The sequence below is a fragment of the Streptomyces djakartensis genome, from assembly GCF_014651075.1.
Taxonomy (GTDB): domain Bacteria; phylum Actinomycetota; class Actinomycetes; order Streptomycetales; family Streptomycetaceae; genus Streptomyces; species Streptomyces djakartensis.
This window is the reverse complement of the sequence record NZ_BMWE01000004.1, coordinates 108,888-121,677: the sequence shown is the minus strand read 5'-3', so window position 1 is coordinate 121,677 and position 12,790 is coordinate 108,888. Positions and strand designations below refer to the sequence as shown.

The following is a 12,790-nucleotide window of genomic DNA, read 5'->3' as shown; positions in this document are numbered from 1 at the left end:
GTCCATTGCTGGTGGTGGTGCCCAGCGGGGTGTTCAGAAAGCGGTGTACCCGCCGTCGACGGTCAGGACCGATCCGGTGACGTAGGACGACTCCGACGACGCGAAGAAGAGGACCGCGTCGGCGATCTCTTCGGGGGTGGCGAGGCGTTGCAGCGGGATCTGGCTCTCGCGCTCGCGGCGGTAGGCCTCGGGGTCGGGGCGGCGCTGGAACGACGCCTCGATGACCGGGGTGGCGGTCAGCCCCGGGGCGACGACGTTGACGCGGATGTTGCGCGGTGCCCATTCGATCGCCGCGCCCTTGGCCAGCATGATGAGGCCACCCTTGGCGGCGGAGTACAGGACTTCCCCGGGCTTGCCGACCATGCCGAGCCGGGAGCCGACGCAGACGAACGATCCCCCTGTCCCGGGCATCAGCGGCGCGAAGTGCTTCATCACCAGGAACGAGCTGAGCAGGTTGCTCTCGAGCACGTTCCTCGCGTCGTCGTAGGCCATCTCGGTGAGCGGACTGGACGCCTGCAGGCCGTGGTTGAGGACGACGACGCCGACTGTGCCGAAGGACTCGGCGGCCTGCTTGGCCAGGTGCTCGACGAACGCCTCGTCATTGAGGTCTCCCGGAACATACAGGTCGTCGGGCTCGGCGCTGTCGAGCCGTTCCCGGCGGCCGGTGAGGAGCAGTCGCGCGCCCTCGCGGCGGAGGCGGGAACTCACCGCCTCCCCGATTCCGCTGCCGGCGCCGGTCACCAGGGCCGTCATGTTGCCGAGTCTCATGTCATACATTCCTTTACGGGCTGGGGGCCGGTCAGTTGAGGAATCCGCGGGCGTCGACCGGCCACCGCTGCAGCGACGTGCCCGTGCTGTCGGTGGCGATCAGTTCCTCGAAACCGAGGACGACCGGGCATACGTGGTTCGGCACCACCGGTACGACGGTGCCGACGCCGGGGCGGAACTCGCCGTCCGGCAGCGGGAGGAACCCGTGGTACTCGTTGAGCTTGGCCAGCACCGCGTCGGTGCCGGCGATGCCGCCGTAGCCGAGCTCGGGGCTGCCCTCACGGCTGAGGGCTTTGGTGCCCACGTCGAGGATGACCTGGCCGGGGACCCAGTCGCTGACCACGGTGGCGGCGACGAACAGCGCGATCTGGTCGTCCGTGCAGGAGCCCAGCCGGGCGTTGTTCAGATCGCCGAAGACGTACTCGCCGGGACGGATCTCGTTGATCACGCCGCTGGTGGAGAACTCGAGGGTGGGAGTGGACCCGGCACTGACCACCTCGGCGGTGACCCCGACGTCGGCGAGGCTGCGTACCGCGGTGACGAGCGCGGCCTCCTGGTCCTGCGCGGCGCGCCGGCGAGCGTCCCGGCCGGCGCCGCCGTGGCCTGGGTAGGTGAAGACACCCACCGGCACCAGACCGCGCTTGCGGGCGGCGCGCGCGAGGTCGCCCGCGGCATCGGGCGGCGCCCCGGAACGACGGGCGCCGCAGTCGACCTCGATCACGACCCGCAGCCGGTCCGGTTCGTCTCCCATCGCGTCGGCGAGGGCCTCGATCGCCGGCATGTTGTCGACGCCGACCCGCAGCCGGGCGGACTCGGCGAGCCGGCGGATCCGGGCCTTCTTCGTGCCCGCGGCCCAGATCGGGTAGGCGAGGAAGATGTCGTCGAATCCGGCCGCGGCGAAGACCTCGGCCTCCCCGACATTGCCGGCGGTGATTCCGACCGCGCCGGCCTCGATCTGACGTCGCCCGATCTCCACGCACTTGTGCGTCTTGACGTGCGGTCTGACCTTGAGGTTGTGCTGGTCGGCGAAGCCCTGTACGCGGTCGATGTTGCCTTGCATGACGTCGACCAGCACGATCGGCGCAGGGGTGTCGATCCGCTCGACCAGAGCGTCGAGTGCTCGTTGCAGCCGGTTCACGCTGCCCTCCTTGTGGTTCCATCCGGGATGATCGAGGGGTGCGGGTACTGGCCCCCTGCTACCGGACGCGCGCGGCCCGCGACATCGCGCGCGCTTGCCTGTACCGCCGCCCGATCCGCCCTACACCGCGGTGCAGACCATCTGGATCTCGACCGGACTGTTGACCGGCAGCCCGGCGACACCGATCGCGGTGCGGGCGTGCCGTCCGTTCTCGCCCAGCACCTCGATGAGCAGTTCGCCGGCCGCGTTGGCGACCTGTGACTGTTCACCGAAGTCCGGCGTACTGGCCACGAAGACCAGCATCTGCACGATCCGGACCCGGTCCAGCTCGCCCACCGCCTGCACGGCGGCGGCGAGGGCGTTGAGCGCGGCATGGCGCGCGAGCTCCCGCGCCGTCTCCAGATCCACGTCCCGGCCGACGATGCCCTGACCCATCAGCCAACCGTCCTTGTAGGGCAGTTGGCCCGAGATGTGGATGCTGGAGTCCACCGCCCGGTGGTGCGCGTAGTACGGGTTGTCAGGGAGTTCGGGAAGGTCCAGCCCCAAGGCTTGAAGCCGATCGGTGGCCGAGCCGGTGGGCGCTGTGGCGGTCGCGGGCCCGCTCATCGCGCCACCTCTGCGGACGGCACAGGGCACAAACGAGTCTTGATCATCTGCACTCGGGTCTCCTCTCGAGTAACAGTGGCGGAGAAACGCCGCATGGTGGCTCAAAAGCGCCACCAGATTGTCGTTTGTCGACCATATGAGCGCCTATCGAGCACTGTCAATACAGACTTCACAGACTTCGATCCGGTGCGGACGAGCTGTCAGGCGTGCTCCGGCAGCGGCTGACCTCATGCACGCGGAGCGCGCGCGTCCCCTTGATCTTTCGTCTGGGCTCCCAGCCCCACGGGGAAGTGGGCAGCCAGTTCCCGGAGGAACGCGTCGGTGTCGCCCTCCAGGGCGACCGCGGCCAACCTCTCGTGCTCGCGGACCAGGAGATGCGGATCCTCGGTGTATGTGCGGTGATCGACGTTGAGGTAGAGGCGCAGCTTGGTTTCCCAGCCGTTCCACAGGCTCTGCAGGACGCGATGCCCCGAGAGTTCGTAGAAGAGCCCGTGGAAGCGAAGGTGGGCGTCGACGCCGGCCGGGATGTCGTTCTCCTCGACCGCCCGGCGGAGATCCTCGACGGTCCGCAGCAGCCGTGGCCGCTCGGGACCGCGCAGAGCCGCGGCCGAGAGTTCGGCGGCATACGGCTCGACGCGCAGCCGGACCGAGTCGATCTCGGCGATCTCACGAGCGCTCACCTCGACGACGAACGCCCCCCGGTAGGGGATCCGTACGACGAGCCCTTCCTCCTCCAGCTTGGTCAGCGCCTCACGCAGCGGGGACCGGCTGATCCCGAGATCCCCGGCGATGTGCGCCTCGCGAAGCTGTCCGCCAGGAGGCACCGCACCGTCGAGGATGGCGGCACGCAGTGTGCGGTACACGCCGTCCGGCGTCGTCGTCCGCTGCTCCTGCCACTCGAACTTGTGGTCCACCCCGACGCCCTCCCTGGCCATTGCCGACCACTTGGTCGTTTGTCGACTGTACCTCCGCCGGTTTTGGACCAGCACCTCACATCGATGACCCGCTCCACAGGCAGACGTGATTGACAGCCGACGAGCGGACGGTCGACAATCGACCAGACATGGATGGTCGACAATCGACCACTGGAGGAGGAGTCATGGGATTCGAGGTCAAGCCCAAGTTCGTGACCTTCGACATGAACGGAACGCTGATCAGGTTCAGCATCAACGACGCGATGCGCGAGGTCCTGGGCGACCGGCTGCCGGCCGAGGTCGCCGACGAGTACCTGCGGATCTGCAAGGCGTACCGGATCGACGAGTGCACGGGCCCGTACCAGCCGTTCCATCAGGTCGTCGCGCGTTCCATGGAACGCGCCTCCCGTCGGGTCGGCCTCGAGTACCGCGAGGACGAGGCGCGGGCGGTGTACGAGCGCATCCCCACGTGGGGCCCGTACCCCGGTGTCACCGAGGCACTGAACCGCCTGGCCGAGGAAGTCCCGCTCGTCATCATCACGAACAGCGACACCGCGCACGCCGTGCGCCTCGCCGAGAACCTCAAGGCACCGTTCGAGGTCGTCATCAGCGCCGAGGAGATGGGCGTCTACAAGCCACGGCTCGCCGCGTTCGAGTACGCGTTCGACAAGCTCGGCGTGACACCCGACGAGCTCGTGCACGTCTCCGCGAGCCCGATGTACGACCATCGCTCCGCGGCCGTCATGGGCATCGAGAACAAGGTGTACGTCGACCGCGGCTTCGAGCACGACGAGCACTGGCTCGGCTACGAGCGGATCACCGACATCGCCGACCTCCCCGTCCTCTTCGGCCTGCCGCGCCCTGCCGCCTGAGCGGAGCTCCACGGAAGAGAAGAGGGACACACATGAACGCCCCCGCGGCACCACCCCGGAACGGAGAGCTCGGCTTCTGGGTGGCCCAACTGGTCGGCAAAAGGCCGTCATTCCCCCGTTTCACCGGCCAGGACACCGTCGACGTGGCCATCGTCGGCGGTGGCTACACCGGCCTGTGGGCGGCGTACTTCGCCAAGAAGCTCGAACCGTCGCTCTCGGTCGCGGTCTTCGAGGCCGAACAGGTGGGTTACGGCGCATCAGGACGCAATGGTGGCTGGCTGTCGGCGATGCCTCCGGGAAACCGCGCCACCTTCGCCCGCGCCGGGGGAGGGCTGGAGGCAAGCCGGGCGCTGCAGCGGGAGTTCGTCGCCGGCGTCGACGCGGTCCTTGACATCCTCGCCGCCGAGGGCATCGACGCCGATCAGCACAAGGGGGGCGCGCTCGTCGCCGCCCACACGGAGGCGGGGCTGGGCCGGCTCGTCGCCAGGCGTGACGCCGACCTGAAGTACGGGCTGACGGAGGACGAAGTCCACATGCTCGGCCGGGAGGAGTTCCGCAGCCGGATCGACATCTCCACCGTCCACGGCGGGCTCTTCTACAAGCACTGCGCGCGGTTCCACCCCGCGAAACTCGTCTACGGCCTCGCCGAGACCCTGACCTCCATGGGGGTCAGGATCTACGAGGACAGCCGGGTGGAGGGTGTCGCGGGCGGGACACTCACCCTGGCCGACGGACGCGTCACCGCGGCCAGGACGTTCATCTGCACCGAGGGCTATTCGGGACCGCTGCTCGGCCGCCGGAGCCTGATCCCGGTCAACTCCTCGTTGATCGTGACCAGGCCCCTGCCGGAGGAGGCATGGCAGCGGATCGGCTGGGACGGGCCGCAGTGCCTCAGCGACTCCGCGCACACGTTCATCTACGCCCAGCGCACGGCGGACGGCCGTATCGCCATGGGAGGCCGCGGTGTCCCCTACCGGTTCGGGTCCGGCACCGGGGGAGCCGGTGCGACCGCCCGGTCCACCATCGACCTGATCTCGCACAAGCTCGGTTCCTTCTTCCCGGGCGTTCCCTTCGAGGTGGAGCACGCCTGGTCGGGAGTCCTGGGCGTCACGCGGGACTGGAACGGCGGCGTGCACTGGGACCCCGCATCGGGGATCGGATCGTCCACCGGCTACGCCGGACACGGTGTCACGTCGGCCTATGTCGGCGGCAGGACTCTCGTGGAGCTCGCCTTCGAGAGGGAAACCGAGCGGACCACCCTTCCCTGGGTCGGCTACCGGGCACGCAAGTGGGAGCCGGAGCCCTTCCGCTGGCTGGGCGTGCACGCCATGTACCGGCTCTTCGGTATCGCCGACCGGTGGGAAGAGCGCAGGGGCTCCGGCAGGACCTCACTCCTGGCCCGACTCGGCGGCGGACTCGCCGGACTTCACGAGTAAGGACAAGGAAAGTGATGGACGCGAAACTCGCCGTCATCGGCCTGGGCAGCATCGGAAGCATGGCCCTGTGGCAGGCCTCCCGGCTGTCCGACTCGGTAGTGGGATTCGAGGCCGCGACCCCCGCCCACGGCCGCAGTGCCGTGGGGGGAGACACCCGCCTGTTCCGCATGGTCTACCTCGGCAGGCCCGAGTACCACCCCATCATCGAACGCTCCCGTGGCCTCTGGGCCGAACTCGAAGCGGAAACCGGGCAGGACATCCTCACCCCCACCGGGGGGCTGTCCATCGGGACGGCCAACGGCGGCTTCATCACCAGCCTCCTGGAGACGACACGCATCACCGGAGCCGAGCACCGCGTCCTCACCCGGAAGGACTTGGCGGAACGCTACCCCCAGCACAACCTCCGCCCCGACGACTGCGCCGTCTACGACCCCCACGCCGGCGTTCTGCGCACCGACCGGGCCGTCAGCGCCGCCGTCGCGGCGGCCCAGGCCAACGGCGCCACCGTCCTTCAGAACACACCCGTGGACAGCGTCACCGAAACCGACCACGGCGTCGTCGTCACGTCGGGCGACAGAACCTGGACCTTCGAGAAGGTCATCGTCGCCTCGGGCGGCTGGTCCCGAAGGCTCATGCCCGGCCACCTCAGAGCCGTCACGGAAACCCATCGGCTGGTCCTGACCTGGTTCATCGCCCAGGACGGCGCAGAGTTCTCGCCGGAGAACTTCCCCGTCTTCAGCCGGCTGCACGGCGAGCGCTCCCTGTACGGCGCACCCGCCGTCGACGGCGTGACGGTCAAGGCATCGGTGGACGGACCGCTGGACGGGCGCGGAAGGGAAACCCCCGACCCGGACTCCGTTCCCAGGGAGATCACCAGGGAGGAAACCGAGAAGGTCACCGATGTCGTCACCGAGTTCCTCCCCGGCCTGATCCCCACCGTCGCGCGCTCCGACGCCTTTCCCGACCTCTTCACCGCGGACAGGCACCCCCTCCTCGGCTGGCTGGACGAGAACAGCAGGGTCTACTGCGCCACCGGATTCTCCGGAAAGGGCTTCAAGATGGCCACCGGCTACGGCCACATAGCCGCACACGAGGCGCTCGGCAAGCAGACCGTCGACGGCCTGGACTTCGTGCGCCCCGACCGGTTCAAGACCAGGCAGGCAGCGACCGGGCAGGAGCCTGACGCACCCCCAAGGGCTGATCAGCCGCCCGAGGTGTCCAGCTCCGCGTCCTCGCCGACGCCCGCGCAGTCGTAGGGGTCCTTCAGCCAGCCGTCCGGCAGCACCACCCGGTTGTTGCCGGACGTACGGCCCCGGGGCCCGTCGGCACCGGCCGGCCAGGGCTGGTCGAGATCCAGTTCGTCCAGGCCCGCCCGCAACTCCTCCAGCGAGGAGGTGATGGCGAGGCGCTTGCGCATCTCGGAGCCGACCGCGAAGCCCTTCAGGTACCAGGCGACGTGCTTGCGGAAGTCGACGACGCCCTTGGACTCGTCGCCGATCCACTCGCCGAGCAGCGTGGCGTGCCGGACCATGACGTCGGCGACCTCGCGCAGGGCGGGGCGGGCGATGTCCTGGGTGCGGCCCTCGAAGGCCGCGACCAGGTCCGCGAACAGCCACGGCCGCCCGAGGCACCCGCGGCCTACGACCACTCCGTCGCAGCCGGTCTCCCGGACCATCCGCAGGGCGTGCTCGGCGGACCAGATGTCGCCGTTGCCGAGTACCGGGATCTCCGGCACGTGCTCCTTCAGCCGGGCGATGGCGTCCCAGTCGGCGGTGCCGCCGTAGTGCTGGGCGGCGGTGCGGCCGTGCAGGGCGATGGCGGTGACGCCCTCCTCGACGGCGATCCGGCCGGCGTCGAGGTAGGTGATGTGGTCGTCGTCGATGCCCTTGCGCATCTTCATCGTCACGGGCAGGTCGCCGGCGCCGCTGACCGCCTCCCGCAGGATGGCGCGCAGCAGGTTCCGCTTGTACGGGAGCGCGGAGCCGCCGCCCTTGCGGGTGACCTTCGGCACGGGGCAGCCGAAGTTGAGGTCGATGTGGTCGGCCAGGTCCTCCTCCGCGATCATGCGGACCGCCTTGCCGACCGTCACCGGGTCCACGCCGTACAGCTGGATGGACCGGGGGCGCTCACTCGCGTCGAAGTGAACGAGCTGCATGGTCTTCTCGTTGCGTTCGACCAGCGCCCGAGTGGTGATCATCTCGCTGACGAACAGGCCCTTGCCACCGCTGAACTCCCTGCACAGGGTGCGGAAGGGCGCGTTGGTGATCCCGGCCATGGGGGCCAGGACGACGGGGGGCTGGACGGTGTGCGGGCCGATCTGGAGGGGCGTGGACATTCCTCCATTGTGCCGTGCAATGAGAAGGCAAAATTCATTAGTTAGCCCAACTATCGAAATCGGCGTACGATGGAGCCCATGCCCGAGCTCAGCCCCCGCCGCCGCATGCTGGTGCTCGCGATCTGCTGCATGAGCCTGCTGATCGTGAGCCTGGACAACACCGTCCTGAACGTGGCCCTGCCGTCCATGCAGCAGGACCTGCACGCGAGCACGTCCGGCCTGCAGTGGACGATCGACGCGTACACGCTCGTCCTGGCCTCGCTGCTGATGCTCGCGGGCTCCACGGCCGACCGGATCGGCCGCAAGCGCGTCTTCATGGCGGGACTGGTGGTCTTCACCCTCGGCTCGGTGCTGTGCTCCCTCGCACCGAACCTTCAGGCGCTGGTCGCCTTCCGCATGGTGCAGGCGGTGGGCGGCTCGATGCTGAACCCGGTCGCGATGTCGATCATCACCAACACCTTCACGGACCCGCGTGAGCGTGCCCGTGCGATCGGCGCGTGGGGCGCGGTGGTCGGCATATCGATGGCCGCCGGCCCACTGGTCGGGGGCCTGTTGGTGGAATCGGTCGGCTGGCGTTCGATCTTCTGGATCAACCTGCCCGTGGGGCTCGCCGCCCTCCTGCTCACCCTGCGCTTCGTCCCGGAGTCCCGCGCCGGGCGGGCCCGCCGCCCCGACCCGGTCGGACAGCTCCTGGTGATCGCCCTGTTCGGCTCCCTGACGTACGCGATCATCGAGGCGCCCTCGACGCCGTTCACCTCGATCGCCCCGCCGGCCGTGATCGCCCTGGCCGCCCTCACCGGACTGCTCCGCTACGAGCCCCGCCGCGCGGAGCCCCTGATCGACCTCCGCTTCTTCCGCTCGGCGCCGTTCAGCGGGGCCACGGTCATCGCGGTCAGCGCGTTCGCCGCGCTCGGCGGCTTCCTGTTCCTCTCCACGCTGTACCTGCAGAACGTGCGCGGTCTGACCGCCCTGGAGGCGGGGCTGTGGATGCTGCCGATGGCGGTCCCGACGTTCTTGTGCGCCCCGCTCTCCGGCCGCCTGGTGGGCACGCTCGGCCCCCGGCTGCCGCTGCTGATCGCGGGCGGCGCGATGACGACCAGCGGCGTGCTCTTCGCCGCGTTCGACGCGCAGACCTCGAACACCACCCTGTTCGCCGGCTACGTCCTCTTCGGCGTCGGCTTCGGCTTCGTCAACGCCCCCGTCACCAACACGGCGGTCTCCGGCATGCCGCGCGCCCAGGCGGGCGTGGCCGCGGCGGTCGCCTCCACGAGCCGTCAACTCGGCCAGACCCTGGGCGTAGCGGTGGTCGGCGCGGTGCTCGCCTCGGGCGTGGCCGCGTCGTCGTACCGGGAGAGCTTCGTGCCGGCCGCGCGGCCGGGATGGTGGATCATCGCCGCGTGCGGTGCCGCGGTGCTGGCGCTGGGAGCGGTGACGAGTGGGCGGTGGGCCCGCCGGACCGCCGAGCGGACGGCCGAGCGACTGGAATCGGCGGAGGTACGGCAGGCGGTCGGGACAAGCGGCTGAGCGTGGACCGGAAGCGCCCTGCCCCCAACGCTGTTGGGCGGCCGCGCTCCCTCACGGACTGATAACTCGCTCCCGGGGAAACCCTGTCGATGTTGGTCTTGCCGCACACTCATTGCTGCGAGCGGACCGGATCCGCCGGATCCGTGGACGAGGGAGGGTCATGCCACAGATCGACACGAGCAAGGTCAGCCGCTGGGACCAGCACGGGCGGGAGCACGTGGTGCGGATACAACGCACGGGCGTGCAACGCACCATCAGATGCGGCACCTGCGGCTGGCGGCGGGGCGCACAGTTCCTGCCGTGGCTCAAGGCGGAGGAGCACCTGACGGAGGCCCATCAGGCGACGGTGAACCCGGCGGCGGTCTGAGAGGGGTCACGAACCCCGGCGGCAGGCCCAGTGCCGGGGCTTTGCCCGTCGAGAAGCGGCGTCCGGTGCGTGCCGGGCGCCGCGACGGGGCGAACGTCGCAGCAGCGGCGCTAGTAGAGGATCGAGGGCAGGTACGCCCCGTCGGGCTCGTTGTACAGGCCGATGGTCATCAGGCTCATCAGCTGCACGACCTTGAGGCCGTTGGACAGACACCACTTGAGCAGCACGCTGTCGCTCGCGGGTACGAGGATGCCGGGGCCGCCGAACCGCGGGGCCGCCGCGATCAGAGCCTGCAGGTCGGGCGTGGTCTCGCCCACGGCGTGCGCGAAGAAGGCCAGGTCGGTCGCATAGCCGGTGACACGTCCCGCGCGCTCGACGACCCGGGCGGTGCCCTGTTTGAGCGCGTCGGCGACCTCGCCGCCACGGTCGACGCCGTGGACCTGCCGGCACACGTCGTTGCAGGCGCCGAGGTCCGCGTCCGTGGCCTCCCGCACCGCGAATCCGGGCATCGCTCGCCGGATCGGCGGGCCCTGCACGCAGGCCATCGTGGTCCGGTAGGCGAAGCCCAGGCTCACGTACAGGGAGAACGACCTGTTGTGGTAGCCCGTCTGCAACAGCCGGATGCCCGGTGCCCCGCGCTCGACCGCCCGGTCCATGACGTCCAGCATCAGACGGCGCCCCACGCCCGCGTTCTGCACGGTGGGGTCGACGGTGACGGGCCCGACGCCGACGACGGCCGAGCGTTCGTCGAGGAAGTTGCTGCCCAGGATCCGCCCGTCGAGTTCAGCGACGACACTGTAGAAGCCCGGGTGGGTCAGGGCGCCCTCGATCAGTGCGACACCCACGTCGGGGCTCGGAAAGTCAGGTGGGAACGCGTGCTTCCCGGCGATGTCGGCGAAGGCCTCGTAGCAGATCCTGCCGCACTCCGCGGCATCGTCCGCGGTGCCCGGACGCAGTGTGAGATCCACGATCGCCATCCCCTTCTCAGCACGTCCCGTGCGGCGACCCACCCCCTCGCTTCCCATCCTGTGCTTCTCAGGCCCGGGGCGCACGCGGTACGGCGATCCCCCGTGTCCGCGGCGCCCGCACCCCGGTCCGCACTGGAGCGGTCTTGGCACGTGGTGGTCGCCGGGGACCTGAACGACGAGCCGTCCAGCGAGGCGATCCGAGCCCTGCTGGGCACCGGCCTGCGGGAGGTGATGAGCCACGATGCCGCCGCCGCCGCTGCGGGATCAGGTGCAGCACGTGGAGGTCGAACGGCGGGGCGTCTGGGCGCCCTCGACGGTGAAGTCCTTCGACACCGTCACCCTCGAAGTGGAACCGCGCCTCGGACCACGCCGCCGTCCACGCGGACCTCGACCTCTGAAACAGGCCGGAACGCACGGTGCCGGGCCCTTTCGAGGAGGAACCCGGCACCGCGGTACAGGCGAGTGATCAGCAGCCGACCAGGCGGGCCGCCAGGTAGCCCTCGATCTGGTCGAGGGAGATGCGCTCCTGCTTCATGGAGTCACGCTCGCGGACCGTGACGGCGTTGTCCTCGAGGGTGTCGAAGTCGACGGTCACACAGAACGGCGTGCCGATCTCGTCCTGGCGGCGGTAGCGGCGGCCGATGGCGCCGGCGTCGTCGAACTCGATGTTCCAGTTCTGCCGCAGGGCCTGGGCGAGGCCCTTGGCCTTCGGCGACAGCTCGGGGTTGCGGGACAGCGGGAGCACCGCGACCTTCACCGGGGCGAGCCGGTGGTCGAGGCGCAGCACGGTCCGCTTCTCCATCTTGCCCTTGGCGTTGGGCGCCTCGTCCTCGACGTAGGCGTCCAGGAGGAACGCCAGCATCGCGCGGCCGACACCGGCCGCGGGCTCGATGACGTACGGCGTCCAGCGCTCGCCGGCCTCCTGGTCGAAGTAGGTGAGGTCCTGGCCGGAGGCCTTGGAGTGGGCGCCGAGGTCGTAGTCGGTGCGGTTGGCGACGCCCTCGAGCTCGCCCCACTCACTGCCGCCGAACTGGAAGCGGTACTCGATGTCGGCGGTGCGCTTGGAGTAGTGGGAGAGCTTCTCCTTCGGGTGCTCGTACCACCGCATGTTCTCCTCGCGCAGGCCCAGGCCGGTGTACCAGTTCCAGCGCTGCTCCATCCAGTACTCCTGCCACTTCTCGTCCTCGCCCGGCTTGACGAAGAACTCCATCTCCATCTGCTCGAACTCGCGGGTGCGGAAGATGAAGTTGCCGGGCGTGATCTCGTTGCGGAAGGACTTGCCCATCTGGGCGATGCCGAACGGCGGCTTGCGGCGCGAGGTGGTCTGCACCTGGGAGAAGTTGGTGAAGATGCCCTGCGCGGTCTCGGGCCGCAGGTAGGCGACGGAGCCGGAGTCCTGGGTCGGGCCGAGGTGCGTGGACAGCAGGCCCGAGAACTGCTTGGGCTCGGTGAACTGGCCCTTGTTGCCGCAGTTGGGGCAGTTGACGTCGGCCAGGCCGTTCTCCGGGGCGCGGCCCTTCTTCTCCTCGTACGCCTCCTCCAGGTGGTCCGCGCGGAACCGCTTGTGGCAGGAGGTGCACTCGGTCAGCGGGTCCGTGAAGGTGGCGACATGGCCGGAGGCGACCCAGACCTCGGGGGCAAGGATCACGGACGAGTCGATGCCCACGACGTCCTCGCGCGACGTCACCATGTAGCGCCACCACTGGCGCTTGAGGTTCTCCTTGAGCTCGACACCCAGGGGGCCGTAGTCCCAAGCGGCGCGCTGACCGCCGTAGATCTCACTACAGGGGAATACGAAGCCACGGCGCTTGCTCAGGCTGACGATGGTGTCGATCTTGTCGGCGGCCACGGTGCTCTCTTCA

The 12,790-nt window shown here is 69.5% G+C and carries 12 protein-coding genes; 5 read left to right on the top strand and 7 right to left on the bottom strand.

Translation table 11 applies throughout. From position 1 onward, the window contains the following. Positions 1–33: 33 nt before the first annotated feature. The 4 genes from IE212_RS08445 to IE212_RS08430 all read right to left on the bottom strand — a co-directional run bounded on the left by IE212_RS08445 (position 34) and on the right by IE212_RS08430 (position 3,426). Entirely contained in the window at positions 34–768 is a 735-nt protein-coding gene (locus tag IE212_RS08445) for an SDR family NAD(P)-dependent oxidoreductase (protein WP_190197101.1), read from the bottom strand. Between the two features lie 31 nt (positions 769–799). Next, entirely contained in the window at positions 800–1,906 is a 1,107-nt protein-coding gene (locus IE212_RS08440) for an alanine racemase (RefSeq protein ID WP_190197100.1), read from the bottom strand. A 120-nt stretch (positions 1,907–2,026) separates the two neighbouring features. After that, complete coding sequence (locus IE212_RS08435) at positions 2,027–2,512, bottom strand: RidA family protein (RefSeq protein ID WP_190197099.1); 486 nt, start codon at positions 2,510–2,512, stop codon at positions 2,027–2,029. Positions 2,513–2,739: 227 nt separating this feature from the next. Then, complete coding sequence (locus IE212_RS08430; protein ID WP_190197098.1) at positions 2,740–3,426, bottom strand: GntR family transcriptional regulator; 687 nt, start codon at positions 3,424–3,426, stop codon at positions 2,740–2,742. A 185-nt stretch (positions 3,427–3,611) separates the two neighbouring features. On the opposite strand from IE212_RS08430, the gene IE212_RS08425 reads away from it, so the two are divergent. From IE212_RS08425 to solA, 3 genes are read left to right on the top strand one after another with little or no spacing between them, the layout of a single operon-like run. After that, positions 3,612–4,298, top strand: a complete 687-nt coding sequence (locus IE212_RS08425; protein ID WP_190197097.1) for a haloacid dehalogenase type II — start codon at positions 3,612–3,614, stop codon at positions 4,296–4,298. A gap of 32 nt (positions 4,299–4,330) precedes the next feature. After that, positions 4,331–5,734, top strand: coding sequence for an NAD(P)/FAD-dependent oxidoreductase (locus IE212_RS08420; protein WP_190197096.1), 1,404 nt, complete (start codon positions 4,331–4,333; stop codon positions 5,732–5,734). 14 nt (positions 5,735–5,748) lie between these two features. Further along, positions 5,749–6,990 (top strand): N-methyl-L-tryptophan oxidase, encoded by a 1,242-nt coding sequence (gene solA, locus IE212_RS08415; RefSeq protein WP_190197095.1) that lies wholly within the window; start codon positions 5,749–5,751, stop codon positions 6,988–6,990. On the opposite strand, the gene dusB is transcribed toward solA, so the two are convergent. Then, positions 6,936–8,069, bottom strand: coding sequence for a tRNA dihydrouridine synthase DusB (gene dusB, locus IE212_RS08410; protein ID WP_190197094.1), 1,134 nt, complete (start codon positions 8,067–8,069; stop codon positions 6,936–6,938). The genes solA and dusB overlap by 55 nt on opposite strands. Before the next feature lie 78 nt (positions 8,070–8,147). On the opposite strand from dusB, the gene IE212_RS08405 reads away from it, so the two are divergent. Both IE212_RS08405 and IE212_RS08400 read left to right on the top strand, forming a co-directional pair. Next, a complete protein-coding gene (locus IE212_RS08405; protein ID WP_190197093.1) occupies positions 8,148–9,593 on the top strand; it encodes an MFS transporter in 1,446 nt (481 codons plus the stop codon). A 160-nt stretch (positions 9,594–9,753) separates the two neighbouring features. Further along, a complete protein-coding gene (locus IE212_RS08400; protein ID WP_190197092.1) occupies positions 9,754–9,960 on the top strand; it encodes a hypothetical protein in 207 nt (68 codons plus the stop codon). Positions 9,961–10,070: 110 nt separating this feature from the next. Here IE212_RS08400 and IE212_RS08395 read toward each other — a convergent pair whose 3' ends face one another. Both IE212_RS08395 and IE212_RS08390 read right to left on the bottom strand, forming a co-directional pair. Then, entirely contained in the window at positions 10,071–10,937 is an 867-nt protein-coding gene (locus IE212_RS08395) for a GNAT family N-acetyltransferase (RefSeq protein ID WP_190197091.1), read from the bottom strand. 457 nt (positions 10,938–11,394) lie between these two features. After that, positions 11,395–12,777 (bottom strand): glycine--tRNA ligase, encoded by a 1,383-nt coding sequence (locus IE212_RS08390; RefSeq protein WP_190197090.1) that lies wholly within the window; start codon positions 12,775–12,777, stop codon positions 11,395–11,397. Positions 12,778–12,790: the final 13 nt, after the last annotated feature.

What these genes read in the sequence shown, in the direction of transcription:
- IE212_RS08395 (WP_190197091.1), bottom strand. Translation starts at nt 10,937, where the DNA reads ATGGCGATCGTGGATCTCACACTGCGTCCGGGCACCGCGGACGATGCC.
- IE212_RS08435 (WP_190197099.1), bottom strand. Translation starts at nt 2,512, where the DNA reads ATGAGCGGGCCCGCGACCGCCACAGCGCCCACCGGCTCGGCCACCGAT.
- IE212_RS08405 (WP_190197093.1), top strand. Translation starts at nt 8,148, where the DNA reads ATGCCCGAGCTCAGCCCCCGCCGCCGCATGCTGGTGCTCGCGATCTGC.
- dusB (WP_190197094.1), bottom strand. Translation starts at nt 8,069, where the DNA reads ATGTCCACGCCCCTCCAGATCGGCCCGCACACCGTCCAGCCCCCCGTC.
- IE212_RS08425 (WP_190197097.1), top strand. Translation starts at nt 3,612, where the DNA reads ATGGGATTCGAGGTCAAGCCCAAGTTCGTGACCTTCGACATGAACGGA.
- IE212_RS08420 (WP_190197096.1), top strand. Translation starts at nt 4,331, where the DNA reads ATGAACGCCCCCGCGGCACCACCCCGGAACGGAGAGCTCGGCTTCTGG.
- solA (WP_190197095.1), top strand. Translation starts at nt 5,749, where the DNA reads ATGGACGCGAAACTCGCCGTCATCGGCCTGGGCAGCATCGGAAGCATG.
- IE212_RS08445 (WP_190197101.1), bottom strand. Translation starts at nt 768, where the DNA reads ATGAGACTCGGCAACATGACGGCCCTGGTGACCGGCGCCGGCAGCGGA.
- IE212_RS08400 (WP_190197092.1), top strand. Translation starts at nt 9,754, where the DNA reads ATGCCACAGATCGACACGAGCAAGGTCAGCCGCTGGGACCAGCACGGG.